At 66.8% G+C, this 26,246-nt stretch carries 23 protein-coding genes and 1 riboswitch; of the genes, 14 read left to right on the top strand and 9 right to left on the bottom strand.

Going from position 1 to position 26,246, the window contains the following annotated elements; all coding sequences use genetic code 11:
• The first annotated feature begins 157 nt into the window (after positions 1-157).
• Positions 158-285: riboswitch (TPP riboswitch) on the top strand.
• The 3 genes from DU505_RS15475 (at position 275) to ilvD (ending at position 4,191) form a co-directional block, all read left to right on the top strand.
• On the top strand, positions 275-1,678 hold the full coding sequence (locus DU505_RS15475; protein WP_114479887.1) for a sodium:solute symporter family transporter: 1,404 nt from the start codon (positions 275-277) through the stop codon (positions 1,676-1,678). It overlaps the preceding riboswitch by 11 nt.
• On the top strand, positions 1,678-2,373 hold the full coding sequence (locus DU505_RS15480) for a TenA family protein (RefSeq protein ID WP_114479888.1): 696 nt from the start codon (positions 1,678-1,680) through the stop codon (positions 2,371-2,373). Before DU505_RS15475 ends, DU505_RS15480 begins: the two co-directional genes overlap by 1 nt.
• Positions 2,374-2,502: 129 nt before the next feature.
• A complete protein-coding gene (ilvD, locus tag DU505_RS15485) occupies positions 2,503-4,191 on the top strand; it encodes a dihydroxy-acid dehydratase (RefSeq protein WP_114479889.1) in 1,689 nt (562 codons plus the stop codon).
• 82 nt (positions 4,192-4,273) lie between these two features.
• Here the strand turns inward: ilvD and DU505_RS15490 are convergent, their stop codons facing one another.
• The 5 genes from DU505_RS15490 to senA form a co-directional block, all read right to left on the bottom strand.
• Positions 4,274-4,651 carry a DUF5362 family protein gene (locus tag DU505_RS15490; protein WP_114479890.1) on the bottom strand — a complete coding sequence of 126 codons (378 nt, stop codon included), beginning with the start codon at positions 4,649-4,651 and terminating at the stop codon, positions 4,274-4,276.
• 98 nt (positions 4,652-4,749) lie between these two features.
• Positions 4,750-6,246 carry a PhnE/PtxC family ABC transporter permease gene (locus DU505_RS15495; RefSeq protein ID WP_114479891.1) on the bottom strand — a complete coding sequence of 499 codons (1,497 nt, stop codon included), beginning with the start codon at positions 6,244-6,246 and terminating at the stop codon, positions 4,750-4,752.
• The gene (locus tag DU505_RS15500; protein WP_114479892.1) at positions 6,246-6,899 is read right to left on the bottom strand and encodes an ATP-binding cassette domain-containing protein; all 654 of its coding nucleotides are present in this window, start codon (positions 6,897-6,899) and stop codon (positions 6,246-6,248) included. Before DU505_RS15500 ends, DU505_RS15495 begins: the two co-directional genes overlap by 1 nt.
• A complete protein-coding gene (locus tag DU505_RS15505) occupies positions 6,899-7,765 on the bottom strand; it encodes a putative selenate ABC transporter substrate-binding protein (RefSeq protein ID WP_114479893.1) in 867 nt (288 codons plus the stop codon). Before DU505_RS15505 ends, DU505_RS15500 begins: the two co-directional genes overlap by 1 nt.
• A 148-nt stretch (positions 7,766-7,913) precedes the next feature.
• The gene (gene senA / locus DU505_RS15510; protein WP_114479894.1) at positions 7,914-9,263 is read right to left on the bottom strand and encodes a selenoneine synthase SenA; all 1,350 of its coding nucleotides are present in this window, start codon (positions 9,261-9,263) and stop codon (positions 7,914-7,916) included.
• A gap of 79 nt (positions 9,264-9,342) precedes the next feature.
• Here senA and senB point away from each other — a divergent pair, with 79 nt between their 5' ends.
• Positions 9,343-10,335 carry a selenoneine biosynthesis selenosugar synthase SenB gene (gene senB / locus DU505_RS15515; RefSeq protein ID WP_220250813.1) on the top strand — a complete coding sequence of 331 codons (993 nt, stop codon included), beginning with the start codon at positions 9,343-9,345 and terminating at the stop codon, positions 10,333-10,335.
• 8 nt (positions 10,336-10,343) lie between these two features.
• Here the strand turns inward: senB and selD are convergent, their stop codons facing one another.
• The gene (gene selD / locus DU505_RS15520; RefSeq protein ID WP_114479895.1) at positions 10,344-12,674 is read right to left on the bottom strand and encodes a selenide, water dikinase SelD; all 2,331 of its coding nucleotides are present in this window, start codon (positions 12,672-12,674) and stop codon (positions 10,344-10,346) included.
• A 135-nt stretch (positions 12,675-12,809) separates the two neighbouring features.
• Here selD and egtD point away from each other — a divergent pair, with 135 nt between their 5' ends.
• The gene (egtD, locus tag DU505_RS15525; protein ID WP_114479896.1) at positions 12,810-13,772 is read left to right on the top strand and encodes an L-histidine N(alpha)-methyltransferase; all 963 of its coding nucleotides are present in this window, start codon (positions 12,810-12,812) and stop codon (positions 13,770-13,772) included.
• A 126-nt stretch (positions 13,773-13,898) separates the two neighbouring features.
• Here the strand turns inward: egtD and DU505_RS23000 are convergent, their stop codons facing one another.
• Together DU505_RS23000 and DU505_RS15535 are read right to left on the bottom strand one after the other, a co-directional pair.
• Positions 13,899-14,177, bottom strand: a complete 279-nt coding sequence (locus DU505_RS23000) for an XRE family transcriptional regulator (protein ID WP_114479897.1) — start codon at positions 14,175-14,177, stop codon at positions 13,899-13,901.
• Between the two features lie 129 nt (positions 14,178-14,306).
• The gene (locus DU505_RS15535) at positions 14,307-16,415 is read right to left on the bottom strand and encodes a TonB-dependent receptor (protein WP_114479898.1); all 2,109 of its coding nucleotides are present in this window, start codon (positions 16,413-16,415) and stop codon (positions 14,307-14,309) included.
• A 173-nt stretch (positions 16,416-16,588) separates the two neighbouring features.
• Between DU505_RS15535 and DU505_RS15540 the strand changes: the two genes are divergently transcribed.
• The 9 genes from DU505_RS15540 (at position 16,589) to DU505_RS15580 (ending at position 25,855) form a co-directional block, all read left to right on the top strand.
• Complete coding sequence (locus tag DU505_RS15540) at positions 16,589-17,380, top strand: ABC transporter permease (protein ID WP_114479899.1); 792 nt, start codon at positions 16,589-16,591, stop codon at positions 17,378-17,380.
• Entirely contained in the window at positions 17,380-18,120 is a 741-nt protein-coding gene (locus DU505_RS15545) for an ABC transporter ATP-binding protein (protein ID WP_114479900.1), read from the top strand. Before DU505_RS15540 ends, DU505_RS15545 begins: the two co-directional genes overlap by 1 nt.
• On the top strand, positions 18,117-19,121 hold the full coding sequence (locus DU505_RS15550; protein WP_114479901.1) for an ABC transporter substrate-binding protein: 1,005 nt from the start codon (positions 18,117-18,119) through the stop codon (positions 19,119-19,121). Before DU505_RS15545 ends, DU505_RS15550 begins: the two co-directional genes overlap by 4 nt.
• Before the next feature lie 11 nt (positions 19,122-19,132).
• Positions 19,133-20,344 (top strand): NnrS family protein, encoded by a 1,212-nt coding sequence (locus DU505_RS15555; protein WP_114479902.1) that lies wholly within the window; start codon positions 19,133-19,135, stop codon positions 20,342-20,344.
• 183 nt (positions 20,345-20,527) lie between these two features.
• Positions 20,528-21,487 (top strand): TAXI family TRAP transporter solute-binding subunit, encoded by a 960-nt coding sequence (locus DU505_RS15560; RefSeq protein WP_114479903.1) that lies wholly within the window; start codon positions 20,528-20,530, stop codon positions 21,485-21,487.
• A gap of 56 nt (positions 21,488-21,543) precedes the next feature.
• Positions 21,544-22,035 carry a DUF1850 domain-containing protein gene (locus tag DU505_RS15565; RefSeq protein WP_422667047.1) on the top strand — a complete coding sequence of 164 codons (492 nt, stop codon included), beginning with the start codon at positions 21,544-21,546 and terminating at the stop codon, positions 22,033-22,035.
• Between the two features lie 30 nt (positions 22,036-22,065).
• Complete coding sequence (locus DU505_RS15570; protein ID WP_114479905.1) at positions 22,066-24,087, top strand: TRAP transporter permease; 2,022 nt, start codon at positions 22,066-22,068, stop codon at positions 24,085-24,087.
• A gap of 118 nt (positions 24,088-24,205) precedes the next feature.
• Positions 24,206-24,715, top strand: a complete 510-nt coding sequence (gene purE, locus DU505_RS15575; RefSeq protein WP_114479906.1) for a 5-(carboxyamino)imidazole ribonucleotide mutase — start codon at positions 24,206-24,208, stop codon at positions 24,713-24,715.
• A gap of 27 nt (positions 24,716-24,742) precedes the next feature.
• Positions 24,743-25,855 carry a 5-(carboxyamino)imidazole ribonucleotide synthase gene (locus DU505_RS15580; RefSeq protein ID WP_114479907.1) on the top strand — a complete coding sequence of 371 codons (1,113 nt, stop codon included), beginning with the start codon at positions 24,743-24,745 and terminating at the stop codon, positions 25,853-25,855.
• Between the two features lie 131 nt (positions 25,856-25,986).
• Here the strand turns inward: DU505_RS15580 and DU505_RS15585 are convergent.
• The coding region (locus tag DU505_RS15585) for an alkaline phosphatase PhoX (RefSeq protein ID WP_114479908.1) at positions 25,987-26,246 on the bottom strand (260 nt) is incomplete at its 5' end.

The raw sequence follows: 26,246 nt of genomic DNA on the forward strand, positions 1-26,246 counted from the left end.
GCCTGCGCTCGGCCATCCGGCGTTTAAAATCGGCTCAAAATGCTCATTTACACCCCGTAAACTCGAACGCGAGCCCGGTCCTTTTTTCGCCGATTTTTGCCTTGCCTGACCTTCGCTCGCCGACTTTTCGTACATAGCCTAGTATCGACAATTCATTCACTGTCGCCAGGGGAGTCCCGCTTGCCGGCTCGAAACGGAGCCGGCCAGGGGGCTGAGAGGGCCTAGCGCTGACCCTGGAACCTGATCCGGTTCATACCGGCGGAGGAAGTGCGACATGCCCTACCTGACGTCTGCCGTGCTCGGCGCGGCGCTATTGTGCTTTGCCTTTCTGGGCCTGCGTGCCCGCCGGGCCGACGGCCCGCTCGACGACTACGTGACCGCCCGCAACTCACAGGGCGCTCAGGCCATCGGTCTGTCGTTCCTGGCCTCCAGCATGGGCGCCTGGATCCTCTTCGCGCCGCCGGAGATCGGTGCCTTCGTGGGGCCGGTGGCGCTGGCCGGCTACGCCATCGGCTCGTCGCTGCCGTTCCTGATACTGGGGCTCTACGGCCCGGCCATCCGCCGCCACCTGCCCCAGGGGCGCAGCATCGGCGAGTTCGCCGAGGCCTGCTATGGCGCCGGGGTGCGGCGCTGGGTCTCCTTCGTTTCCGTGGCCTACATGGCCATTTTCCTGGCCGCCGAGCTGACCGCCATCGGTGCCATTGCCGCGCTGCTTTCCGACGTGCCGCCTTCGCTGGTGATCCTCGGCGTGGCGCTGGTCACCCTGGTCTACACCACCCTGGGCGGCCTGCGGGCGAGCCTGGCCACCGATCGCTGGCAGGCCTGGTTGCTGTTGGCCCTGCTGGTGCTGGTCGGCGGCGTGGCCTGGTGGTGGTTGCCACCCATGCCGGCCGGGGCGGTGATGCCCTCGATTCCCACCGCCAGCGCGCTCTCCGTGGCACTGACCCTGGTGATCGCGGTCACCGCGGCGAACCTCTTCCACCAGGGCTACTGGCAGCGGATCTGGGCGGCCGAGAATGACCGTGCGCTGGGCCGCGGGGCGCTGCTGGGAGGGGTCAGCAGCCTGCTGGTGGTGATGGCCATCGGTGGCCTGGGCATGCTGGCGGCCATGCAGGCGCTGCCGCTGGGCGAGCCGCCGATTCCCTTTTTCGCGCTCCTCTCCGCCGCGCCGGCCTGGCTGGGCCTGCCGGCTCTAGTGCTGGCGGTAACGCTGGTGGCCTCCAGCGTGGATACCCTGCAGAACGCCATCGCCTCCATGGCGGTGGCCAGCTCCGGGAAGCGCGGGCTCTCGGTACGCGCGGCGCGGCTCGTCACGGTGGCACTGATGGCGCCGGTGGCATGGGTGGCCCTTCAGGGCTTCTCGGTGCTGCGACTGTTCCTGATCGCTGACCTGCTCTGCGCGGCCATCGTGGTGCCGGTGCTGCTGGGCCTGTGGCGGCGCATGAGCCCCCTGGCGGCGGTGGCCGGCGGCGTGGCGGGCCTGCTCGGTGCGGTGGTGCCGGGCTGGACCGCGCAGGGCAGCCTGGCCGCCGGCTTGCTGGCGGCGAGCTTCCCCGACAGCATTCCCACCCTGGCGCCGTTCCTCGGTGCGCTGCTCGCATCCACCCTGACCAGCCTGCTGATCGCCTGGCTGCGCCCCGGGACGAAATTTTACCTGGCAAGCAAGGGAGACGCCTGATGAGCACTCGTTCAGACTGGAACGCCTGGGCCGCCGGCCGTGAATCGGCTCGCATCACTGACTGGCTGCGCGAGATCAGCGAGCCGGACTGGTCGGCCACGGTGAATCACCCGCTGTTCGATGCCCTGGCCGAGGGGCGGCTGTCGGGTGACGACTTTGCCGCCTACATGGTGCAGGACTACGGCTTCGTCGACCCCTTCACCGCCCTGATCGGCCACGCCATCGGCCACGCGCCGAGCATGCCGGACAGGGTGGTGCTGGGCCAGTTCATGGGCATGCTGACCAGCGACGAGAACAGCACCTTCCAGCGCACCTTCGACGCCTTCGATGTGCCTGCATCCCTGCGCGAGGCGCCGGATTACCTGCCGCAGACCCGGGCGTTTCGCGAGCTGCTGCACGACACCGGCCAGGGCGGCGACTACGCCGAGATCCTGGCGGTGCTGGTGGTCACCGAGTGGGTCTATCTCGAGTGGGCGCTGCGCGTGACCCGTGTAGACGGACTGCACCCGTTGATGGGGGAGTGGATCGACCTGCACGACAACCCTGCCTTTCAGGAGTTCGTGGCCTGGCTGCGTCAGCGCCTGGACGAGGAGGCGGCGGCGCTCGATGACACCGCCTTCGCCCGCATGGCCGAGCGTTTCCGCGATACCGTGGCGAAGGAGCGCGCCTTCCACGACGCCGTGTTGCCGCGCTGAGGCAGAGCGCGCAGGTGCAGTCACCGTCTCGCCTTGTGGCAAGACAGGGCGGTTTGGCATGGACAGTCGTCCTGTCTGCGGTCCACCCTCTCTCTATTACCCCCCCTGAACAACGATAGAGGAAGCATCATGAGCGATACGCCCGAGGATCCGCGCCGCCGTTATTCCGCCCCGGTAGTGGATGGGGTCGGCAAGTCCGCCAGCCGCGCCATGCTGCGTGCGGTGGGCTTCACCGACGAGGATTTCAAGAAGCCCCAGGTGGGTATCGCTTCCACCTGGAGCAATCTCACACCCTGCAACAGCCATATCCATACCCTCGCCGAGCGGGCAAGCGACGGTGCCGACGCGGCCGGCGGCAAGGGAGTGATCTTCAATACCATCACCATCTCCGACGGCATTGCCAACGGCACCGAGGGCATGAAGTACTCGCTGGTATCGCGGGAGGTGATCGCCGACTCCATCGAGACAGTGGCCGGCTGCGAGGGCTTCGACGGCCTGGTGGCCATCGGCGGCTGCGACAAGAACATGCCCGGCTGCCTGATGGGGCTGGCGCGGCTCGACCGGCCCAGCGTGTTCGTCTACGGCGGTACCATCCTGCCCGGCGAGGGGCATACCGATATCGTCTCGGTGTTCGAGGCGGTGGGTGCCTACACCCGCGGTGACCTGGACCTGATCGAGGTGAAGCAGATCGAGGAGAAGGCGATTCCCGGCCCCGGCTCCTGCGGCGGCATGTATACCGCCAACACCATGGCGTCGGCCATCGAGGCGCTGGGCATGAGCCTGCCGGGCAGCTCGGCGCAGAATGCGGTGTCCCAGGAGAAGCGCGACGACTGCGAGGCGGCGGGTGCCGCGGTACTGGAGCTGCTCGAGCGCGACATCAAGCCGTCGAACATCATGACCGGTGACGCCTTCGAGAACGCCATCACCGTGGTCATCGCTTTAGGAGGCTCCACCAATGCGGTGCTGCACCTGATCGCCATGGCCAACACCGTGGGGGTGCCGCTCTCGCTCGAGGACTTCACCGAAATCGGCAAGCGGGTGCCGGTGCTCGCCGACCTGCGCCCCAGCGGCCACTACATGATGAGCGAGCTGGTGGCGATCGGCGGCATCCAGCCGTTGATGAAGATGCTGCTCGATGCCGGGCTGCTGCATGGCGACTGCCTGACGGTCACCGGCCGGACGCTGGCCGAGAACCTGGCCGACGTGGCGCCCTATGCCGAGGGGCAGTCGATCATCGCGCCGCTGTCGGCGCCACTGAAGGCCGAGAGCCACCTGCGGATTCTCTACGGCAACCTGGCGCCGGAAGGGGCCGTGGCCAAGATCACCGGCAAGGAGGGCACGCGCTTTACAGGCAGTGCCCGGGTGTTCGGCTCGGAGGAGGAGGCCCAGGCACGCATCAACGACGGCACCGTGGTGGCCGGTGACGTGGTGGTGATCCGCTACGAGGGGCCGAAGGGCGGACCCGGCATGCGCGAGATGCTCACCCCGACCTCGGCGATCATGGGCCGGGGGCTCGGCAACGACGTGGCGTTGATCACCGATGGGCGCTTCTCCGGCGGCAGCCACGGCTTCGTGGTCGGCCACGTGTCGCCAGAGGCCTTCGATGGCGGGCCGCTGGCGCTGGTCGAGAACGGCGACACCATCACCATCGATGCCGAGGCCAATACCATCGAGGTGGCGGTCGATGACGGCGAGATGCAGCGGCGTCGGGCCGCCTGGCGGCAGCCGGCACCGCGCTACACCCGCGGCGTATTGGCCAAGTACGCCAGGACGGTCAGCTCCGCCTCCACCGGCGCGGTGACCGACCTGGCGGAGTAAATCCCCCAGTAACAGGCCGGCAACCAGCTTGCGAGGCTGTGTGCCGGCCAACCCGCTGCGCCCGGACGGACGCTATCGACGGCTACATGCCCATGCCGCCCATGCCCTCCATCATGCCGCTCATGCCGGCCATACCGAGAAGCATCCCACCGACGGCGAGAAGCAGGTAGATCAGGATCAGTACGCCGAAGATGGTGAAGTAGGTCTTCAGCTTGCCCATGGCGACCTTCATCTCGCCAGGGTCACCGCTGGTGTAGACACGGCTTGCCGAGCCTGCGGCCTGCATTAGTACCACACCTGCCCAGATCGGAATCCATGCCACGACCAGGCCGATGATGGAAATGGCCGTCATGACTCCCGACAGGATCAGCATCACGCCGGTGAGCTGCATCCAGAACTTGCCCCGATGAAGCGGCTCGATAAGGTCGCGCAGGCTCGCCTGCGGATTGCCTTGTTCCATGAAGTTCTCCCTATTACGATGGTGGTTGCGATGCCTTGTCACTATCAGGCCGCGTCGCCTTGCTGTCACCCTCCGTTCGAACAGGTGGGTCACCCCTGTCATGCGGCGGCGGGCTCGCTGCGGGCGGTGTGGCTCAGGCGCAGGTGGGCGCGCAGTCGGCGGGCGAGGATGTCCACCGCGATGTTGAGCAGTGCGGTGATCACGATCAGTACCATGGCGCGGTCGAAGCGCAGCTCCTGGATGGCGCTGTCGACGTAGAAGCCCAGGGTGGCGATGCCGAGAATCCCCAGTATCGCGGTCTCGCGCATGATGATCTCCCAGCGATAGAAGAGCAGTGCCAGGAAGGGGCCGTAGACCCGTGGCGCTACTTCGTAGGCGTAGCGGCTCATGCCACCCGGTGCGTCCTGGCGCAGGTGGATCTCGTTGCTGCGGCGTCCGACCAGGTGGCCGATGATGCCGCCGTTGTGCAGCGCCAGGGCGACCACCGCCGGCAGCATCGAGGGTCCCCAGAGCTGCAGCAGGATGAAGGCCAGCAGGTACTCGGGGGTGGAGCGCATCACCACCAGTACGCCATGCCCCAGGGCGCCGCGCACCCGGCCGCTGACGTGGCGCCCCGTGAAATGATGGGAGATCAGCGGGAACAGCGTCATCGCCAGCACCCCGGTGAGCACCAGGGCGATCTGGGTCAGCAGCAGGGTGTTCCAGATGCCGGGCAGGGCCTGGCCCAGCAGGAGGTCGCCGAACCAGGGCCAGAGGCCCTCCAACCCTTCACCGTTGCGCAGCGGGGCGGGCACGATGTCCTCGGTGAAGAAGCGCGAGACATTGCTCCACATGATCGGCAGCCCGGTACCCAGCAGGAAGGGTGAGGCCACCAGGTAGAGGGGCAGCAGCCGTGGCCGCGCCCACAGCCGCAGGCTGGCGATCAGGGCGTAGAAGAGCAGCAGCAGTGCGCCCACCGTGCCGTAGTGGCCCTGGGCGAAGGCGCCAGCCAGGTGAAACCCCAGGGTCGGCATGCCGACGAAGCCGATCACCGCGCTGGAGCGCAGGCCGCACTCGAGGCGGTAGGCGGTATAGCTGACCAGATGCGGCCAGGCCTGGCTGATGCGGGTATAGACCAGCGCCGATAGTCGCCCGGCGCGCTGGGGCAGGCTGCGTTCCGGCTGCGGGTCGCACTCGTCCAGGATCTCGGCATAGACCTTGGCGAAGGTGCCGGCGTAGGGAATGGCGATGGCCAGTACCCCGGTGATCGGGTGCAGGCCGAAGCTCTGCAGGAAGATCAGTGCCCAGAAAAGTTCGTGGATGGCGCGGATGAAGGCGCAGAAGGTGCGCACCCAGACATGCCGGAAGAACAGGGCCAGCAGCATGCCCGCCGCCGAGCCGAGCCCCACGCCGACGAAGGCGAAGGCCACGGTTCGCAGCAGGGCCTCGCCGAGGAAATCGACGCGGGAGAAGTCGGGCTGGATCAGCCCCATGAACAGGCGGCCCAGCGCGTGCCAGGGGTCGTGGGTGCTGATCTCGAAGTCGCCGAACAGCAGGCACACCGCCGCCAGCAGGACCAGCCCCAGGGTAACGCGACGCGTGGCGGTCAACGGCATCAGTAGAGCGGCAGCAGGTCGGTGGCGGAGAGGCGCTGGCTGGGCTGGTCGATGGCGATGGCGCCATCCTGGATGCCGATCACCCGGGTGCAGTAGCGCAGTGCCAGGTCCACGTCGTGCATGGCCAGCACCGCGGTGGGATAAGCGTTGGTCAGGGCGGTCAGGGTGACCTCGGAGAGGGGGCCGTCGAGTGCCGAGACCGGCTCATCGGCGAGCAGCATGCCGCCGCCCTGATGGATGACCCGCGCCACGGCAACGCGCTGCCTTTGCCCGCCGGAGAGTTCGCCGCAGGGCGTCCAGCGCTTGTCGTCCAGGCCGAGCCGGGTTAGCAGGGCATCGATCTCCGTCACGTCGGCTTGCCGCGGGCGCACCAGGGTCAGCAGGTTGCGCCACCAGGGGTGGCGGTCGAGCCGGCCCATGTAGACGTTGTGGAATACCGAGAGTGTCGTCACAAGCCCCAGGTCCTGGGGCATCAGGGCGGCCCCCTGGTCGCGCCAGCGGTCATACATCACCGACAGCAGCGTCGACTTGCCGGCACCGCTACGACCCACCAGCGCCACGCGTTCGCCGGGTGCCAGTGTCAGGCTCAGTGGGCCGAGCACGCGCACCTCGCCGTAGGTGGCGACGGCATCCTGCAGCGCCAGCACGGTCATCAGTCGAGCAGCCCCAGGGACTGCGCAACCTCGAGGATTTCCCGGTAGTCCTCGTTCTCGGCGGGGATGAAGCCCGACCGGGGAAAGCTGGCCAGCAGGTCGGGGTCATCCATGTCGAGCAGCGCCTGCCGCAGGCGCTCGGTGAAGCCATCGCCGAAGCGCTCATCGATGTCGCCACGCTCCGTCCACTGGTAGTCGGGGTAGGGCGGCGTCTCCCAGATCACCTGAACCCGGTCGAGGTCGATGTTGCCCGCTTCGAGCTCGTTCTCCCACGCCTTGTAGCTCACCACCCCGGCCTGGTAGGCGCCGGACTGCACCACCGAGATGGTGCGGCTGTGGTTGCCGCTGAAGCCGACCCGGGTAAACAGCTCGTCGGGCGAGGCGCCGAGGTGCTCGCGGAGGAAGTACTCCGGCATCAGCCGCCCGGAGGTCGAGCTCTGGGAGCCGAAGCTGAAGGTCAGGTCGCGCAGCCCCTCGGGGGCGGTGTCGCCGTCATCGGGTGAAAGGCCGGTGGACTGATTGGCAATGACGTAGCTCTTGTACTCGGGGTCCTCCACGCCCTGGGCGATGGCGCGGGAGCCCGGCACCAGCTGGCGTGCCTGCACGCCGGTGAAGCCGCCGAACCAGGCCAGCTGCACCTGGTTGTTGCGAAAGGCGGTGACCGAGGCGGCGTAGGAGGTGACCGGAATGAAGCGGACCTCCACCTCCAGCGTCTCGGCGAGGTAGTCGGCCACGGCCTGGAAGCGCTGCTGCAGGCGTGTCTCATCCTCGTCGGGGATGGCGGTGAAGACCAGGGTCTGGGCGGCGGCCATGGAGGGCGTGATGAGCGTGACAAGAGCAATAGCAGGCAACAGGCGTCGGAACATGGGTGTGAAGTCCTTTCAACGAAGTGGCAAGCGAACGTGGCCAGTTGAGAATGAAGCGGTCGATTCAGAATAGCGTCTGGGGAACCGGAGCGAGCATGATACCGAAAATGTGCGCTCTATCCCCTCTCATCCCGGGTCTCTACCCCCCTTAGAGCGCGCAGGTACGAAACCCCGCCAGGATGTCCTGGCGCTCCGGGGTGAAGAAATTACGGTAGCCGTTATGAATCAGCCGCCCCCGGGTGGCCCAGGCCCCGCCGCGCAGCACGTAGCGGCCCTCCTTGAACCAGGGCGCCGAGTAGTCGCGGTACAGCTCGGGCTCGAAGCCCGGGAAGGGGCCGAAGGGTGAGGCCGTCCACTCCCAGACGTTGCCGAGCATCTGTCGGCAGCCGAAGGCGCTGTCGCCGTCGGGCAGTGCCGCCACGTCCAGCGGTGCCAGGCGCCAGCCGTCCAGGTTGGCCAGCCGGGCATCCGGCGGCGTGTCGCCCCAGGGGAAACGCCGCTTGCCGGGGGCGAGTGACGCCCCGTCGGGTGTTGGCTCGCGGCTGGCGGCGACCTCCCATTCGGCTTCGCTGGGCAGGCGTCGACCGGCCCAGCGACACCAGGCCTCGGCCTCGAACCAGCTGACATGCACCACCGGCTGATGGGGGGCCAGCGGCAGCCAGCGGTCGAAGCGGCGCTCCTCCCAGTGGCCGTTGGCGTCCTTGCGCCAGTAGACGGGTGCCTGCAGGCCCTGTTGCTCGCACCAGCGCCAGCCGGCCTCGCTCCACAGTTCGCGTCGCGTATAGCCGCCGTCGTCGACGAAGGCGGCGAACTCGGCGTTGGTCACCGGCGCCTTGGCGATCGAGAAGGGCGCCACATGGACCTCCATGGGCGCCTTTTCATTGTCGAACCGGAAGGGAACGCTTTCGTCTGAGCCCAGCAGATGGCGTCCGCCGGGGATGGCGACGTCGCCGGGCAGCGCGCCGGCAGCGGGCTCGCCAGGCGCGAACCACGGCGGTGGCGTGCCCAGGTCGGGGGCCGGGTCGCCAAGGGTCTGGCGTGTGTAGAGGAAGGCCTCGCCGTGCATGTCCTCGTGCAGGGTGGTGAGCTGGTAGACATAGCTCTGGGCCGAGCTGGCCTCGCCGTCGGGCAGGCGTTCGAGCATGGCCTGCTGGACCCGCGACAGGTACGCCAGGGTTTGCTCCCGTGAAGGAAGCGGTAGCGACCAACGGTCGTCATGGGCGATGCTGCTGGAATCGAACAGCCGCTCGGCCTCGGCGATCTGGTAGTCGGGCAGGCCAAATAGGCCGCGTAGGGCGAAATGGTCGTGGAAGTAGCCCAGGTGGCCCAGCTCCCACAGCGGTGGATTGACGATCGCCAGCCGTGGACCGAGCTCGCGGGCCTCCAGGGTGTCCTGCATCAGCGCCAGGCTGCGCGTCCGCGCATCGGTGAGCATTGCCGCCAGCTCGACGGCGGGCCGGGGTGGCGTAGGCGGTGTGCTGAGTGGTGTGGAGAGCATGCCGACCTCGTCGAAGTGGAGCGCTCAGGGAGCAAGGATAGGGAGTCGAGCTAAGTAGTCGAGATAGGGAGTCGAGATAGTGTTGAAGGTAGCGCTGATCACGCCGGCGCGTCGAGGGTCTCATGCCGGCAACCGGACCACGGCCAACCGCTGGGCGGGGCTGCTGCACGACCTGGGCTGTCGCGTGCGCATTGCACAATCCGACGCCGGAGCCGATGGCTGCCGCCTGGACGGCCAGCCCCCCGACCTGGTGCTGGCGCTGCATGCGGTGCGCAGCCACGCCGCCATTCGCGATTGTCGCGCCGCCTTTCCGGCATGCCCGCTGGTGGTGGTGCTGACGGGAACCGACGTCTACCGCTTCCAGCACAGCGACCCGGAGGCGTTTCTCGACAGCCTCGCCGCCAGCGATGCCTTGATCGGCCTCCATGACTGCCTGGCCGAGGATCTGCCGCCGCGCTTCCTGTCGCGTCTGCATGTCGTCCACCAGTCGGCCTTACCGCTGCCGCCCCGTGCCCCGGGGCCCGTCCGTCGCCGTTTCGAGGTGCTGGTCGCCGGGCACCTGCGCGAGGAGAAGGACTCACTGCGCACGGCCCTGGCCGTGCGCGATCTGCCATCGGCGTCGCGGTTGTGCGTGGTGCAGCTCGGCGGCGCCCACAGCCCGGAGTGGGCCGAGGCCGCCCGTGAGGAGATGGCCTGCAACGCGCGTTACCGCTGGCTCGGCGACCTGCCCCGTTGGCGGGTGCGCCAGTGGATGGCCCGGGCACGGCTGATGGTGATCAGCTCGCGCATGGAAGGGGGCGCCAATGTGGTCAGTGAGGCCTGCGTGGCCGGCCTGCCGGTGGTGGCCTCCGATATCCCCGGAAACCGCGGGCTGCTGGGCGACGACTACGCCGGCTATTTCCCGGTGGAAGACACTGCGGCCCTGAGGGCCCTGTTGTGCCGAGCAGAGGCCGAACCGGCCTTCGTCGACCGGCTCCGCCAGCAGGTGCTGGCGCGGGCACCACTGTTCAGCCCCGCGGCGGAGCGGGAGGCGTTGGCGCGGGTTATCGCCGCCTGTGGGCTGACTGTTTAATCTCGCCCTCAACCCTTCAGGTGGATGGGCTCCAGCGCTTCGCCAGCCTCGAGGACGCGGCCGATGATGGCGGCCCGGGCGTAGCCCAGGGCGTGCAGGGCCGCGAGGCAGGCCTCGGCGCGCTCGGCGGGCACGCTGGCCAGCAGGCCGCCGGCGGTCTGGGGGTCGAACAGCAGCGGATAGCGGGGGTGGTCGACCCAGGCGGCCTGGTCGTGGATGGCCCGGCGCAGGCGCACGTTGGCCGGCTGCAGGGAGCTCAGGATGCCGGCGGCGACGGTCTCCTCGGCGCCCTCGAGCAGCGGCAGCGCCGTCAGGTCGAGTTCGGCATCCACCCCGGAAGGGCGCGTCATCTCCACCAGGTGCCCCAGCAGGCCGAAACCGGTGAGGTCGGTACAGGCGGTGGCGCCATGTTCGCGCAGGCAGCTCGCCCCCTGCCGGTTGGACTGGCACATGCTCTCCAGGGCGGCGTCGATCCAGCGCCCCCGGGCGCCGAGCCGGGCATGGGCGGCGAACAGGGTGCCAGTGCCGATGGGCTTGGTCAGGATCAGCACCTGGCCCGGGCGCAGGCCGCCTTTCGTCAGGATCGCTTTTACCTTGGGGCTGTCGCTCGCTCCACCGGCGTCGATCAGGCCGTTGACGGCAAAGCCCAGGGCCAGCTCGCTGCCCTCGCCGGTGTGCCCGCCGACCAGGGCGCATCCGGCCTCGTTGAGCACCTCAACGGCACCCCGCATCATCTGGTAGACGGTGTCCTCGACCTTGGCCTCGAGGCCCTGGGGCACGGTGGCCACGGCGGTGGCGGTCTGGGCCTCGGCGCCCATGGCGAAGATATCGCCCAGGGCGTGATTGGCGGCGACCTTGCCGAACACATAGGGGTCGTCGATGAAGGCGCGGAAGAAGTCGACGGTATGCACCACGTCCTTGCCCGGCGGTACCCGTACCACGGCGGCATCGTCCGGGGCGTGAAGGCCCACCAGCACCTCGTCCCGCTCCACCGGCTGCAGGGTCGAGAGGGCCCGGGAGAGCACCGAGGCGCCGACCTTGGCGCCACAGCCGCCGCAGCGCATGGCGATGGCCGAGATCGCCTGGGCGTTCTCCTCCTCGTTCAGCGCCACGCGGCTGGCCCGGGGCGCCCGCATTGCGCCTTCTTCCATCGGCGGCAAGTCGTTGAACTTGGACATGAAACGCCGATCGATGCCGTCCTTCCAGCGCCACACCCAGTCGCCGGCGAGAAAGAGGCCGCCGCGGGAGGCCACGGCGTGACGGTCGCCGGTGCTGATCAGCGCCAGCCATTGCGCCTGGGGGCGGTAGGGCGACAGGGTGCGGCCGGTCACGGCGGCGCGCAGGTTGTCGGCCAGCGGGCGCCCCTGCCGCACGGCGAAGACCCCGGCCTTCTCGCGGGGATGGTCGACCTGGCTGGCGATATCGCCGGCGGCGAAGATGCGCGGGTCGGAGAGCGACTGCAGGGTGTCGCCGACCTGGATAAAGCCGTCGTCGTCGAGTGCCAGGCGGGTGTCGCGCAGCCAGGCGGCCCCACCGGCATTGGTGACCCAGACGATCTCGTCGGCGGCGTGCCAGCTGCCGTTGGCGGCCTGCAGCCGGCCCGCCTCGACACCGACCACGTCGGTGGCGGTGTGCACCTCGACGCCGCGGTTCTCCAGGGTGGCCTGGAAGTGGGCGCGCACCCGCGGGTTGTGGGTCGGCAGGATCTGCGCGCCACGGGTGAAGAGGGAGAAGCGCAGCTCACTCGGGTCGCGGGCCTGGGCGCTGAGTTCGTTGCTCAGCCGGTACTGCATGGCCAGCAGCAGCTCGACGCCGCCGGCGCCGCCGCCGACTACCGCGACGCGGGTCTGGCCGGGGTGGTGCCCGGTGTGTGGGTGCGAGAGACGCTCGAGCAGCCTCTGCCAGCGGTCGTTGAACTGATGGATCGGCTTGACCGGCACCGCATGCTCGCCGGCACCGTTGACCGAATTCACGCTGGGGGTCGAGCCGATATTGATCGACATCCAGTCATAGGGCACCGGCGGGCGCGAGCGGCAGTGGACGGTCTGCGCCTCGTGGTCGATGCCGATGGCCTCGTCGCGGAAGAAGCGTGCCCCGGCGTACTCCGCCAGGCGGCGCAGGTCGATATGCACGTCGTCGTAGGTGTAGTGCCCGGCCACATAGCCCGGCAGCATGCCCGAGTAGGGGGTATGGGTGTCGCGGCAGATCACGGTGAGCCTGACGCCGGGTTCGGGCTTCATGGCGAAGCGCTTCAACACCCCCACGTGGGTGTGTCCGCCTCCAACGAGGACGATATCCCGTAACGCTTGTAACCCCAGGGGCTGCTGCGGTTGCTGCATGGTCAGGCTCGCTCTAGATTGATGAGACGTCGACGTTGCCGCCACAGTCTAAAGGCAAATCGATGGTACGACGCCATCCCGCAGATCGACGTATTGTCGAACCCTGCCAGAACCGTTCGCCAGCGAGGGTAAGCGATGTCCACTGCAGTGCGTTTTCACGACCAGCATGTCGACGAGACGGGGCTGTCGTTTCGCGACGACGTGATCGCCGGGCTGGGTCGCTCCCCCAAGGCCTTGTCGCCCAAGTATTTCTACGACGAACGGGGTTCCCTGCTATTCGAGTCGATCTGCCGCCAGCCCGAGTACTACCTGACCCGCACCGAGGAGGGCATCCTCGCCGAGGCCGCCGAGGAGATCGCGGCGCTGGTCGGGCCGGAGTCGCTGCTGGTCGAGCTGGGCAGCGGGGCCAGCCGCAAGGTGCGACTGCTGCTCGAAGCGATGCGCCCGAGCCGATACCTGGGGGTGGATATTTCCCGGGATTTCCTGCTGCAGAGCACCCGCCGCCTGGCGGCCGACTACCCCTGGCTCGAGGTGCATGCCGCCTGGGCGGACTTTTCGGAGCGCCTGCGCTTGCCGTCGGGTGTCGAAGGGCGACGGGTGGTGGCCTTCTTTCCCGGCTCGAGCATCGGCAACTTCGCGCCGGCCGAGGCCGAAGCCTTCCTCGCCGGGCTGCGCCGGGCCCTGCCCCCGGGCAGCGGGGTGCTGATCGGCGTCGATCTGGTCAAGGATATCGACATCCTCGAGTCGGCCTACAACGATGCCGCCGGCGTCACGGCGGCCTTCAATCTCAATCTGCTGGAGCGCATGCGTTACGAACTGGGAGCCTCGGTGGAGCCCGGCAACTTCCGCCATCGGGCCTTCTTCAACGAGGCGGCCTCGCGCATCGAGATGCACCTGGTCAGCGAGTGCCGGCAGACGCTCGTCCTCGACGATCACCGCTTCGAGTTCGAGCCGGGTGAGACGCTGCACACCGAGAACTCCTGCAAGTACAGCCGCGACGGCTTCCAGGCGTTGACCAGGCGAGCGGGGTATCGGCCAAGCGCGGTCTGGAGCGACGCCGAGGGACTGTTCAGCGTGCACTATCTATCCACTGACTAGCCTATGACTGAGCGCCGTCGAACGAGGGAACGGCCTGCGCGCATCGCGACCTGTCGCGTATGGCCATGAATGACAACGCCCGGTCGTGGTGACCGGGCGTTGGGTATGGGTTCGGGTAGGGCAAGGCTAGTGCGGGGCGCCTTCCGGGTCGATGGTGCGATAGAGAAGCCGCAGCTCATCCAGCGAAAGGTGTTCCAGGCGCCCGGCCAGCAGATCGCTGATCTTCTGTGTCGGCAACCCGGCTCGGCGAGCGATCTCGCGGCAACCCAGGTCGGATACGGCGATCAGCCGAGTCACGATGCGCATGAGGCGTGTACGTTTTTCCAAATCCCTGACATCGAGGTCAGGGCAACTTCGCGGAGGGTCGAGAAGGTCCGCGCCTGTCGTGCGATATGCCGTACTCATGATGCTCCAATGGGCGATTGCGACAGGTACATCATGGGGGCTTTTTTTGGTTTTTGCCAGTCCCTATTCGCCCCTTTTGTTGACGTTGCAACGACCGCTGCCCGGCAAACGGGCAGCGGTGCCGGTCGGTCAGAAACGCCCGCGTAGTGTGGCGATGGCGCCGCGGCTGGGAGCCAGCAGTTCATCGCCAACGGGCTGATCGGTCAGGTGTTCGCGGTAGCCGCGATCGAACAAATTGTTGACTTCGACCCCCACCTCCAGGCTCGAAAGGCCGGCCGCAGGGCCAAAGCGCCAGCCCAGACCGAGGTCGGCGGTGGCGTATCCCGGCGTGGTCCGCTCGTTTCCGTTGGAGAAAACGTCGGCAGTGCGGTCCTGGCTGGCGACGCCCCGTACCTGCGCGTGCCAGTGGAAGCCAGTGGGGGGTTGCTGGCCGATGCCCAGGGACGCCTCGTGGGATGGCATCTGGTAGAGCGGCTCGTCATCCTGCTTGTTGGTACCGCGCAGCCAGGTGAGGCTGCCGTCGAGCTGCCAGTGCCCGCCCGCCAGCTGGCCGTCGATGGGCAGTACGAAGCCTGCCTCCAGGCCCTGGATTTCGACCCGGTCGAGGTTCTCGGTGCGCTTGATGGGCTGGTTCTGGGCGTTGGTGTCGCCGCTGATGCGCCCTGCGATGTAGTCGTCAATACGGGTGTGGAAGGCGGCCAGTCGGTATTCGCCGCGCTCACCGCGGCCCTTTAGGCCCACCTCCAGGCTGGTGGAGCGCTCCGGGTCGAGCTGAGGGTTACCGATATGGAAGTAGCCATCGCCACGGGCCGCGTCCTCGAAGCGCTCGCGCATGTCGGGGGCGCGATAGGCAGTCCCCAGGCTGACATAGGGATTAAGCATGGGAGAGGCGTTGTAGATCGCGCCCAGCGACCATGAAACCGTGTCGCTCTCGCTGCGCAGTCCCCCGCTTGTAGCATTGGGCCCGCTGCCCTTGATATCGGCATCGCCGGTCACGCTGTCGTAGCGGGCGCCAAGCATCAGCGTCCAGTCGTCGAACATGATCTCATCCTGAAGGAATACTCCGCGGCTCTCGACCACGCCATGACGGAAGGGTGAGGTGGCTACGGCGTTGTCGGACGGCGCTGGCTGGTACTGGAAGCGTTGTGGGTCGCCGGTCATCTCCCATGCCTCGGCGCCCAGGGTGAGCAGATGGCGCTCGCCAATGGGCAGGCGATACTGAGCGCGAGCGCCATCGGTGGTAAAGGTAACGTCATTCCACACCTGGTTACGTTCGAGACCGCTCGACCAGGCCCGAATCTGACGAAACACTTCCTGGCGGTAGAGGCTGGTTTCCAGTGTGCCGGGTCCAACCTGGCCTTCGTAGGCCACTTCATAGAGTTCGCGCTCCTGACGTGGGGAATGAATGGTCAGGGTGCCGAGTGCCGGTATGGGGCCTGGCTTTGCCGAGCCAGGGTACCAGACGTCGCGGTCCTCCTGACCCTGTACGTTTAACTGGATCCGGTGTCCGTCGGCCAGGCGGAAAGCGTACTTGAACAGGAAGGCGCCCGACTCGAAGCCGCTGTTATCGACATTCCCTTCCGGTGTGTCGTAGTCGCCTACCTCGCGGCCGGTGGCGCCCAGTACCAGGGCGTGGTCGGCATTGGAGAGCTGGAGGATCGCGCCGCCGCCAATGCTGTCGTCTACGCTGCCGGCGCTGGTCGAGAAGCGCCCGCCAACGCTGGGCTGCTCGCTGAACTCGGCCTCCGGCATGCGCAGGTTTACGGCCCCGCCCAGCGCGCCGGAGCCGTGCAGTACCGACCCCGGTCCCTTTACCACTTCGACACTGTCGAGCAGGCCAAGGCTGGCAAACGAGGCCAGTGCACCCTGGGGTTGCGCCGAATTTAGCCGTACGCCGTCCACCTGCAGCACGATGCTCTCCTTCTTCAGCCCGCGTAGCACCGGGTTCTGGCCCCAGCTGGCGTCGCCGTACACGGCGGTGCCTGGCTGGCCGCGAAACAGACTGCCGACACTTTCGGTAGCGGGTGCCCGGCTGGCGTCGAGGCGCAGAGTGGCGCTTGGGGTATCGAGTTCGTCGGCCTCGTAGCCCTTGGCCGTGACCGTCACGCTGGGCAGGTCGTAGGCAGCGCCATCGTTGGCTTGAGCCGGCAAGCCCAGACTTACGGCGATCATGGCAAGGGCGAGGGGGGTTAAGACCAAGGGGGGCAGGGCAGGTAAAACGGGGCGATAGGCGTGCATGGGGACTCCTCCGGGTTGATGTGGTAAATATAATGCATCTTATAATCATTCTTGTTTGATCTCGGTCAGTAACTGGTGCCGTTGCCTGAGGCAGGCTGATGAACAGGTACAGGCGCCACGGAAAAGCGCCATGTTTCCGTTATCGCTCTTGCTCATTTTCTGTGTGAGGGGCCATGAAACGATCTCTAATGACGCGCGGCGTCGAAACACTGCTGGGTTGGGGTGGCAGCCTCACCGGCGTGCTGCTGTTCGTGGCACTGTGGGAGTGGGGTAGCCTGGTTTACGGCAGTTTCCTGCTTCCGGGGCCGAGGGATGCGTTGGCGGCTCTCGGCCGGCTGTGGCAGGAGGGCGCGGCGGCGGCGGTATGGGCCACCGCCTGGCGCGCCATGCTGGGTTTTGTCCTGGCAGCCCTGGTTGGCACGGCGCTGGGTATCCTCGCCGGTCTGTCGCGCACCCTGGGTAGGGCGCTGGAGCCGGTTTCCACCGTACTGTTGGGCATCCCCCCGATCGCCTGGATCGTACTTGCCATTCTTTGGTTCGGCAGCGGTTCGCTGGCCACGGTGTATACGGTGATGGCCACGTCGCTGCCGGTCAGCTTCGCCGGTGCCCAGATGGGGGCGCTGACCCGGGACCGGCGCCTGCAGGAGATGGCTGACGTGTTTGCGGTGCCGCCGCTGATGCGGCTGCTTGATTTCCACTTGCCGCATATCGCGTCGTATGTGTTTCCCGCATTGATTACTGCCCTGGGCGTAGCCTGGAAGGTGGCGGTGATGGCCGAGCTGTTTGCCACCGAAGATGGCATCGGTGCCGGGCTAGCCATGGCCAGGGTCAATCTTGACACTGCCGCAGCCATGGCATGGATCGTGCTCGTGGTAGCGCTGCTGCTGGCGACTGAGCATGGCCTGTTACGCCCGTTGCAGCGGCGCATGGAGCCCTGGCGACAAGCCGGGCAACGGGGAAAGTAATGCTCAAACTGGAAATGGTTGGCCATGACTTTGGCCGTGAGCGCACGCTCGAAGGTATCGACCTGACGGTTGCACCCGGCGAGTCGGTCTGTCTGGTGGGGCCATCGGGATGCGGCAAGACCACGCTGTTGCGCATCGCTGCAGGTCTCGTCACGCCCTGCGAAGGACGGGTCAGCGATGATTTTCGCCGCAGCACGGTCGTGTTTCAGGAGCCGCGCCTGCTGCCCTGGCGGCGCCTGCTCGACAACATTGCGCTGGGGCTCAAGGCGATGGGCGTGCCACAGCAGGAACGCCTGACGCGGGCGCGGGCTCTGGCCGACGAACTGGGGCTGGCCGAGCGTCACGACCACTATCCGCATGAACTCTCCGGCGGCATGCAGCAGCGCGTTGCCTTGGCCAGGGCGCTTGCCGTGGACGCCGACCTACTCCTGCTCGACGAACCCTTCAGCGCCCTGGACGTGGGGCTTCGCAGCGAGGCCCAGACGTTGCTGCTCGGGCTGCTGGCCCGGCGCAACATCGCCTCACTATTGGTCACTCACGACTTGACCGAGGCACTGCGCCTGGGGCATCGCGTGGTGGTGATGTCGCCCTCGCCGGGGTGCATCGTGCACGAGCAGCGCATCGAGCGGCCCTTCGCCGAGCGCGACACGGCCTTTCTCTACGAGGCCGCCGGTGCCCTGTTGCGTCAGCCTGCCGTGGCCGAGAGCTTTCTTTTCCACCAAGATGAGGTTTCAGCATGATCGATTCTCAACGCCGCCGGCTGCTGCAGCTCGTCGCCGCCTCGGCTGCCCTGGCTGCCTTTCCAGGGCTTGGTCTTGCCGCCGGCAACGGTTTTCAGGTGGCATCTCCGCTTGGCTTGCCTCAAGTGATTCTGGCCCGGGCGCTTCAGGATGAACGGCTGACCGCGCTGATTGGTGAGCGCGAGCTGCGCGCCTGGCGAGACCCCGACCAGCTGCGAGCATGGATCGCCGGCAGCGAGGTCCAGCTCACCGCAACGCCGACCAACGTGGCGGCCAATCTCTACAACCGCGGCGTGCCCGTGGTGCTGATGAACGTCAATGTCTGGGGCACCCTGGGCATGCTGGCACATTCCGCACCGCTGGGGAGCCTGGGTGATCTGGCCGGGCACCATATCGGGGTGCCTTGGCGTGGTGACATGCCCGACCTGGTGCTGCGCTTCCTGCTGGCTCGGGAGGGGCTCGAGGTCGGCCGCGACCTGCGCATCACCTACCAGGCCAGCCCTTTCGAGACGGTGCAGACCTTCCTTGCGCAGCGTATCGATGCCGCCGTTCTGCCCGAACCGATGCGCACCTCCACGCGACTGCAGGCGGTATCGCTCGACCTGGCACCAGCCGAACTCGACCTGCAGGCGGAGTGGGGGCGGCTGACCGGAACACCACCGGCGCTGCCCCAGGCCGGCATGATCTGTCGGCGCGAGCTGCTCGAGGCGCACCCTGAGTGGATAAGGGGAATACAGGCAGCCGTTTCTGAGGCGGTGGCCTGGGTGGTAGCGAATCCCGGTGAGGCGGGATACTTGGGCGCGCAGCACTCGCCGCTGCCGGCCCAGGTGATCGAGGGCGCCATCCTGCGCACCCGGCTGGAGGTGCGCAGTGCAGCCCAGGCACGAGCTGAGCTGGAGCGCTTCCTCGGTGCCCTGGCCGGCCTCTCTCCCGGTTTCATTGGTGGTGGATTGCCCGATGATGGCTTCTATTTGGCCGAAAACCAGCTGGATGCCGGCTAGGGAGTCGCCATATGTCAACGAGTGCCGCACTGCGAGCCGGCCAGCCGTGGCCCATCCTCGCCTACGCCTTTCGGCCCTTTTTTCTGTTGGCCGCGCTCTACGCTCCGCTGGCGTTGCTGCCCTGGGTGGGCGGCCTGCTGCATCAGCTGAGCTTGCCAGCTGCCATATCGCCACTGCTCTGGCACGGGCACGAAATGCTATTCGGCTTCGTCACGGCGGCATTGGCCGGCTTTCTACTCACGGCGGTGCCCTCCTGGGCGCGTGTCGAGCCGCTGGTCGGGGCTCGGCTGGCGGGGTTGGTAGGGCTATGGCTGGCTGGTCGCGCCGTCTTCTGGCTCGTCGGCTCGCTGCCGCCCTGGCTGGTGGTGGCGGTCAATCTGGCATTTCCCCTGTGCGTCCTGGCCTGGGTGATGCCGGCCCTGTTGGGGGCCGAAGGGCGGCGCCATCTCAGCCTTGGCGTACTGGCTGGACTCTTCGTGCTGGCTCAGCTCGGCTTCTACTTGGCATGGCTTGGCCTGATGCCGGGGCCCCTGGGCTCGCTGGACATGCTCCATCTGGCTGCCAACCTGCTGTTGGTCATGATTGCCGTGACCGCTTCGCGCATCGTGCGTGTCATTTCGATGGTGGCTGTGACGACGAGTGGCAGCCAACGGCCGCTGCGCTTTACCCCGGCCCGCGAACATCTGGCGGTGACCACGCTGTGTCTGTTCGTGCTGGCCGATCTGCTGGCCAGGGGGCATCCGGTCAGCGGTTGGATCGCTCTGGCTGCAGCCGCGGCTCAGGCCGACCGCCTCTCCGAGTGGCCCTGGGGGCGGGCCATGGGGCGGCTCTACCTGCTACTGCTGACGCTGGCCTACGTGTGGTTGATGCTGGGGCTCGCGCTGGTGGGCATTGCAGCGCTGAGCGAAAGCCTGCCCGCCTATGCCGGGCGGCATCTGCTGTTTTTCGGTGCAGTGGCCGGTGCCGTGCTGGCGGTATTCTGCATCGCCGGTCTGCGCCATACCGGCCGGCCACTGCAGCTTCCGCGGGTGATCTGGCTGGCCATGGCCTGCCTGACGATGGGTACCTTGCTGCGCAGCGCGGTACCGCTGCTTTGGCCGCAGTACTACCTGGTGGGGGGCGTACTGGCACCTTTCCTGTGCTGGCTATTGGCATTCTGGCTTTATGTAGTGAGCTTTGGACGCATGCTGCTCATTGCACGGCCCGACGGTCTGCCGGGCTGAAACACCGACCTTGGTGGGATTGCAGAAACTTTTCAGAAACGTAGAAAGTGCGGAGTGGCTACCCCATGGGTGGCGTGCTAGTTTTCTGATGGGCCTGATATCGTCAGGCAGCGCTCATGCGCAGGCAAAACAATCACAGCTTCAACAACCACAAGCAGTCCGGTTTCAGGACGGAGGAATTCCATGCGAGCTCTCAAGTATGCAGTGGCAGCCTCGCTGCTGGTCACTGCGCCCATGGCAGCAGCCCAGCAGCTCTCTATCGCCACCGGTGGTACCGGCGGCGTCTACTACCCGATCGGTGGTGGTTTTGCAGAGATGATCAACGACAACATCGAGGGAGCCAGCGCTACCGCTGAAGTGACCGGTGCCTCGGTGGAGAACATGGGCCTGATCATGCGCGGCGATGCCGACCTGGCACTGGCCCTGGCGGACACCGTCTACCAGGCCTGGTCCGGTACCGGTGACTTTGAAGGCCGCCAGATCGAGAACATCCGCGCCCTGGCCTCGGTCTATCCGAACGCCGTGCAGCTGGTCACCCTGGCCGATTCTGACGTGCAGTCGCTGGCCGACCTCGAGGGCAAGCGGGTTTCCGTCGGTGCCCCGGGCAGCGGTACCGAGCTCAACGCGCGTGCTCTGCTGGAAGCCAACGGCATCAGTTACGACGACTTCACCCCCCAGCGACTGAACTTCAACGAAACCGCCGATGCCATTCGCGATGGCGACATCGATGCCGGCTTCTGGAGCGTTGGGCCGCCCACCAGTTCTATCCTCAACCTGGCCGCGACCCGCGACATTCGCCTGATCGGCTTCTCCGACGAGGAGGTTGCCAACGCCCGGGAAGCCGAGCCGGTGTTCGCTGCCTATGAGCTGCGTGCCGGGCTGTACGACGGAATGGACGAGGCAGTGCAAACCATCAGCATCCCCAACGTTCTGGTCGTCAATTCCGACATGGACGAGGAGCTGGCCTATGAACTCACCAAGCTGCTGTTCGAGCGTACCGACGACCTGATCGCCGTGCACCCGGCGGCCAACGACACCACCGTGGAATTCACCATGGAATCCACTCCGGTGTCGCTGCACCCCGGTGCCATTCGCTATTTCGAGGAGATCGAGGCCGATATCCCGGACGACCTGCGTCCGTGATGGCGCGAAGTTGACGCCAGGGACCCGACACCATGCGTCCCGAAGTGCGACAAGCCATGACATCAGGGCGGACCACGTTGTCCGCCCTGATGCTGTGTGTGCTATGCATTGGCCCGGCAGTGGCCGCTGGCGGCGAGTGGCTCGAGGTGCGAACCGACGAGGATGACGTGCTGGTGCGTATCGAAATGCCGGAGGGTGCACGCTGGTGCCTGGGCTGGAACCACTCGGTCAGGCATTTCCAGGTACTCGACTGCTACCGCCATCACCAGGGCAGGATGGAGCTCGAGCGCAGCCATCAGCCCGATTTTGCCGCCGGCCTTGGCCACACAAGGGGGCGGGGTGAGCAGGTCTCCGACGGGGAGGGCGGCTACTGGATCGAGAATATCCACGAGCCCGTGCCCGACAACCGCTATGTCTTGCGGGTCGGCTCGCCTGAGGTCGATCATCGGTTAGTATGGCAGCGCGACGGTGAGACGCACCGGGTCAGCCTGAGCGATGAAGCCGCAGGCCAGCGGGTCACCATTCAACTCAATATGCTCGACAACTGAGCAAGCCAGACGACGTCTGACGAGGAATCCATGAGCGAGTCCACAAACCCACCGGTGGTGATGCCGGGTGGCAACGCCATCCAGCCCCGCTTCGTCCTGTGGTTGATCACCATCGTGGCGGTGGGGCTTTCCCTGTTCCAGCTTTACTCGGCGGGCATCCAGCCGCTGGGCCTCTTCTACCAGCGCAGCATCCACCTGATGCTGATCATGATGCTGGCGTTCCTGATGTTTCCGGCGTTCGGGCCGGGTCGCAAGCGCGGCGTGTTGGGCTGGCTTATCGATGTCATTTTCTTCGCCGGTGCCTTGGTCACCGGTGGCTATCTGGTGCTCTTCCTGGACGAGATTATCAGCCGCGCCGGCTTCTGGAGCCAGACCGATATCCTCATCGGCTGCATCGCCACGGTCACGGTGCTGGAAGCCAGCCGCCGGGCGGTGGGTTTCGGCATGACGATTATCGGCGCGCTGGCTATCCTCTATGCCTTCGCCGGCCCCCGCGGAGAACTGCCCTGGCTTGGGCAGTGGATGCCCGGCATCCTAGAACATCGCGGTTATAACCTGGACCGTCTCGCGGGACAGCTCTACCTGGGGCAGGAGGGCATCTTCGGCCTGCCGCTGGGCGTGGCGGCCACCTATATCTTCATCTTCGTGTTGTTTGGCGCCTTCCTCGAGAGCACCGGCGCCGGCAAGTTCTTCATCGACATGGCCTATGCCGCTACCGGGCGCCAGCGGGGGGGGCCGGCCAAGGCCGCGGTCATCGCCTCGGCGGGCATGGGGTCGATTTCGGGCAGCGCCATCGCCAACGTGGTGACCACCGGCGCCTTCACCATTCCGCTGATGAAACGTCTGGGCTACAAGCCGCATCAGGCCGGGGGTATCGAGGCGGCGGCCTCCACCGGTGGGCAGATCATGCCGCCGCTGATGGGAGCGGGCGCCTTCCTTATCGCCGAGTACACCAATACGCCCTATCTGGACGTGGTCAAGGTGAGTATTCTGCCGGCGATCATGTACTTCGCCACCGTCTACCTGTTTGTGCATATCATCGCGCTGAAGCAGGGCATGCAGGGCCTGCCGCGTTCCGAGCTGCCACAGATGCGCCAGGTAATGCGGGATGGCTGGCACTTCCTGCTGCCGCTGGGGGTGCTGGTCTGGCTGCTGGTGATGAACATGTCGCCGATGCGGGTCGGCTTCTATGCGGTGATCACCATGGTGGTCGTGGCCGTGCTGCGGTATGCGCTGTGGTTCTTCTTCGTCGCCCCACGGCAGGGCCAGACGGTCACCTTCTCCAGTATCCAGGGCATGCTCTGGGCCGGACTGGTCAAGCTGGTCCAGGGGCTCGAGCTCGGGGCGCGCAATGCCGTGGCGGTGTCCATGGCCTGTGCGGTGGCCGGCATCATCGTCGGTGTGGTGGGCCTCACCGGCCTGGGCCTGAAGTTCTCTTCCATGATGATGGCATTCTCCGGCGGCAACCTGGTCCTGGCGCTGCTGATGGTGTTGCTGGCCAGCCTGATCCTGGGCATGGGGCTGCCGGTCACCGCCAGCTACATCGTACTGATCGTGCTGGTGGGTCCGGCGCTGACCGCCGAGTTCGGCGTGCCGCTGCTGATCGCCCACCTGGTGGTGTTCTGGTACTCCCAGGACTCCAACGTGACGCCACCGATAGCCTTGGCCGGTTTCGCCGGGGCGGCCATCGCCGGCAGCAAGCCGATGGAAACCGGCTTCCAGGCGTGGAAATTCGCCAAGGGGCTCTACCTGATCCCGCTGTTCATGGTCTTCAACCCGGAGATCATCGTTGGCGGCCCGGTGCCGGTGGTGATATGGAATGGGTTGATCGCGATCCTGGCACTTTGTGCCTTTGCCGCGGCCCTGGAGGGGTATCTCTTCACACGCATGTCGTGGTTGCCGCGCCTGGCCATCGTGCCGGCCATCGTGGCGGTATTCTATCCCGACCTGACTGCCGAGATCGCGGGCGTGGTGGTCATGACCCTGGCCATCGGCGGCAACTGGGTCGCCCATCGGCGGGAGCTGGCCGCCGCCGGTGTTCGCAGCGGTTGAGGGTCGGCAGGCGGACTGCCTGGCCCCCTATTGTTCGAATGGTCAAGATGACGGCGCCTGCGGGCGCCGTTAGAATACCTGCCCTTCGCTTTCCAGCACCATTTTCCGGGAGCCGCACATGCAGTCCTCCAACGAGCAGCCACGCGTAGGCGTGATCATGGGGTCGAAGTCCGACTGGCCGGTCATGGAGCACGCCGTGGCGATGCTCGAGCGCCTCGGCGTGGCCTGCGAGACCCGCGTGGTTTCTGCGCATCGCACGCCGGACCTGCTGTTCGACTACGCCAAGAGTGCCGCCGAACGCGGCCTGCAGGTGATCGTCGCCGGCGCCGGTGGCGCCGCGCACTTGCCGGGCATGGTGGCGTCCCAGACGCCGCTGCCGGTGCTCGGCGTGCCGGTGGAGTCCAAGTCGCTCAAGGGCCTGGATTCGCTGCTGTCGATCGCCCAGATGCCCGGCGGCATCGCCGTGGGGACGCTGGCCATCGGCAAAGCCGGCGCCACCAATGCCGGCCTGCTGGCGGCACAGATCGTCGGCCTGCAGGATGCCAAGGTGCGTGCCGCCGTCGAGGCCTTTCGCGCCGAGCAGACCCAGACGGTGCTCGACAACCCCGACCCGCGCCCCAATTCCTGAGGGAGAGCGACGAGTGAGGAGCGAATCATGAACATCGGAGTCCTCGGTGCCGGCCAGCTTGGCCGCATGCTGGCCCTGGCCGGCTACCCTCTGGCCAACCGCTTCACCTTCCTCGACACTACCGGCCACCCCAGCGCGGGCATCGGCGATGTCATGGTGTATACGGATCAGCACCATCTCGCCGACTTCCTGGCCAAGGTGGATCTGGTGACCTATGAATTCGAACACCTGCCGGTGGCGCTGGTCCAGGCCATCGAGGAGGTCAGGCCGGTCTATCCTTCGAGCGAGGCGATCCGGGTTTGCCAGAATCGTGCCGAGGAGAAGGCGCTGTTCGATCGCCTGGGTATCCCCACCCCGGCCTATCGCCTGGTGGAGAGCGCCGAGGAACTCGAGGCGGCTGCCCGGGAGCTGGGCGCCCCGGTGGTGGCCAAGTCGGTCACCGAAGGTTACGACGGCAAGGGCCAGGCGGTGCTGCGCGACCCCGCCGACGCCGCTGACGCCTGGCGTGCCATCGGCCATCCTCGGCTGATCGTCGAGGCCTTCGTCGACTTCGTGCGCGAGGTGTCGATCATTGCCGTGCGCGGCCGCGACGGCGAAGTGGTCTTCTACCCCATGGCCGAGAACCAGCACGTTGACGGCATCCTGCGCTATTCGCTGGCGCCGATGCCGGACCTGGATGACAGCGTGCAGCAGACCGCCGACGACTATATCCGGGCGCTGCTCGACGAGCTCGACTACGTGGGCGTACTGACCCTGGAGCTGTTCCAGGGCGCCGACGGCAGCCTGCTGGCCAACGAGATGGCACCTCGCGTGCACAACTCCGGCCACTGGACCATGGACGGTGCGGTGACCAGCCAGTTCGAGAACCATCTGCGGGCGATCCAGGGGCTGCCGCTGGGGGATACCGCGGCGCGCATGCCCACCTGCATGGTCAACGTGATCGGCCAGGAGGGCGACCCGGCGGCGATACTCGCCATCGCTGACGCCCACCTGCACCGCTACGACAAGAGCGAGCGCACCGGGCGCAAGCTTGGCCACGTCAACCTGGTGGCGAATAGCCACGGTGAGCTGCTTTCGAAGGTGCGCACCTGTGCCGCGCTGCTGCCCGAGTCGCCGGAGCCGCGTTTCAGCTTCGAGTAGTCGGTGCTACGGCGCTACGTAGAAGGCCCCGCCATGAGTGGGGCCTTCGTGTTTCCACCTTCAAGGCTAAACAAATTGACGAGCGAGATGGAACGCAACGCAGCGATTAGCTCGCGCAGGTATTTGTTTCCCTAAGCGCCGATGATGCCGCCGTCTTCCCGGGTGATCACCAGGGTGGCCGAGCGCGGGATGGCGCTGCCGCCGTCCGGCCAGTGGCTGACCAGATCGCCTGCCGCGAAGGCGTCGGCCTCGGTGGTGGCGCCTGGATGCTGCACGTTGACGAACATGGTGCGCTGGTCCGGGGTGGTGATCACGCCGGTGATCTCCTGGCCCACGGGGCCGGTGAGGAAACGCTTGATCTCGCCGGTCTCGGGGTTGGCCGCCAGCATCT

The organism is Billgrantia montanilacus (genome assembly GCF_003336675.1).
GTDB classification, from domain to species: domain Bacteria; phylum Pseudomonadota; class Gammaproteobacteria; order Pseudomonadales; family Halomonadaceae; genus Halomonas; species Halomonas montanilacus.

Bases quoted from the DNA above. Each gene is read 5' to 3' on its own strand.
- DU505_RS15475 (WP_114479887.1), top strand. From the start codon at position 275: ATGCCCTACCTGACGTCTGCCGTGCTCGGCGCGGCGCTATTGTGCTTT.
- DU505_RS15500 (WP_114479892.1), bottom strand. From the start codon at position 6,899: ATGACCGTGCTGGCGCTGCAGGATGCCGTCGCCACCTACGGCGAGGTG.
- DU505_RS15490 (WP_114479890.1), bottom strand. From the start codon at position 4,651: ATGGAACAAGGCAATCCGCAGGCGAGCCTGCGCGACCTTATCGAGCCG.
- DU505_RS15545 (WP_114479900.1), top strand. From the start codon at position 17,380: ATGCTCAAACTGGAAATGGTTGGCCATGACTTTGGCCGTGAGCGCACG.
- egtD (WP_114479896.1), top strand. From the start codon at position 12,810: ATGTCCACTGCAGTGCGTTTTCACGACCAGCATGTCGACGAGACGGGG.
- DU505_RS15480 (WP_114479888.1), top strand. From the start codon at position 1,678: ATGAGCACTCGTTCAGACTGGAACGCCTGGGCCGCCGGCCGTGAATCG.
- DU505_RS23000 (WP_114479897.1), bottom strand. From the start codon at position 14,177: ATGAGTACGGCATATCGCACGACAGGCGCGGACCTTCTCGACCCTCCG.
- DU505_RS15495 (WP_114479891.1), bottom strand. From the start codon at position 6,246: ATGCCGTTGACCGCCACGCGTCGCGTTACCCTGGGGCTGGTCCTGCTG.
- purE (WP_114479906.1), top strand. From the start codon at position 24,206: ATGCAGTCCTCCAACGAGCAGCCACGCGTAGGCGTGATCATGGGGTCG.
- DU505_RS15565 (WP_422667047.1), top strand. From the start codon at position 21,544: ATGACATCAGGGCGGACCACGTTGTCCGCCCTGATGCTGTGTGTGCTA.
- DU505_RS15560 (WP_114479903.1), top strand. From the start codon at position 20,528: ATGCGAGCTCTCAAGTATGCAGTGGCAGCCTCGCTGCTGGTCACTGCG.
- senA (WP_114479894.1), bottom strand. From the start codon at position 9,263: ATGCTCTCCACACCACTCAGCACACCGCCTACGCCACCCCGGCCCGCC.
- DU505_RS15555 (WP_114479902.1), top strand. From the start codon at position 19,133: ATGTCAACGAGTGCCGCACTGCGAGCCGGCCAGCCGTGGCCCATCCTC.
- DU505_RS15540 (WP_114479899.1), top strand. From the start codon at position 16,589: ATGAAACGATCTCTAATGACGCGCGGCGTCGAAACACTGCTGGGTTGG.
- DU505_RS15570 (WP_114479905.1), top strand. From the start codon at position 22,066: ATGAGCGAGTCCACAAACCCACCGGTGGTGATGCCGGGTGGCAACGCC.
- ilvD (WP_114479889.1), top strand. From the start codon at position 2,503: ATGAGCGATACGCCCGAGGATCCGCGCCGCCGTTATTCCGCCCCGGTA.
- selD (WP_114479895.1), bottom strand. From the start codon at position 12,674: ATGCAGCAACCGCAGCAGCCCCTGGGGTTACAAGCGTTACGGGATATC.
- DU505_RS15505 (WP_114479893.1), bottom strand. From the start codon at position 7,765: ATGTTCCGACGCCTGTTGCCTGCTATTGCTCTTGTCACGCTCATCACG.
- DU505_RS15580 (WP_114479907.1), top strand. From the start codon at position 24,743: ATGAACATCGGAGTCCTCGGTGCCGGCCAGCTTGGCCGCATGCTGGCC.
- DU505_RS15535 (WP_114479898.1), bottom strand. From the start codon at position 16,415: ATGCACGCCTATCGCCCCGTTTTACCTGCCCTGCCCCCCTTGGTCTTA.
- DU505_RS15550 (WP_114479901.1), top strand. From the start codon at position 18,117: ATGATCGATTCTCAACGCCGCCGGCTGCTGCAGCTCGTCGCCGCCTCG.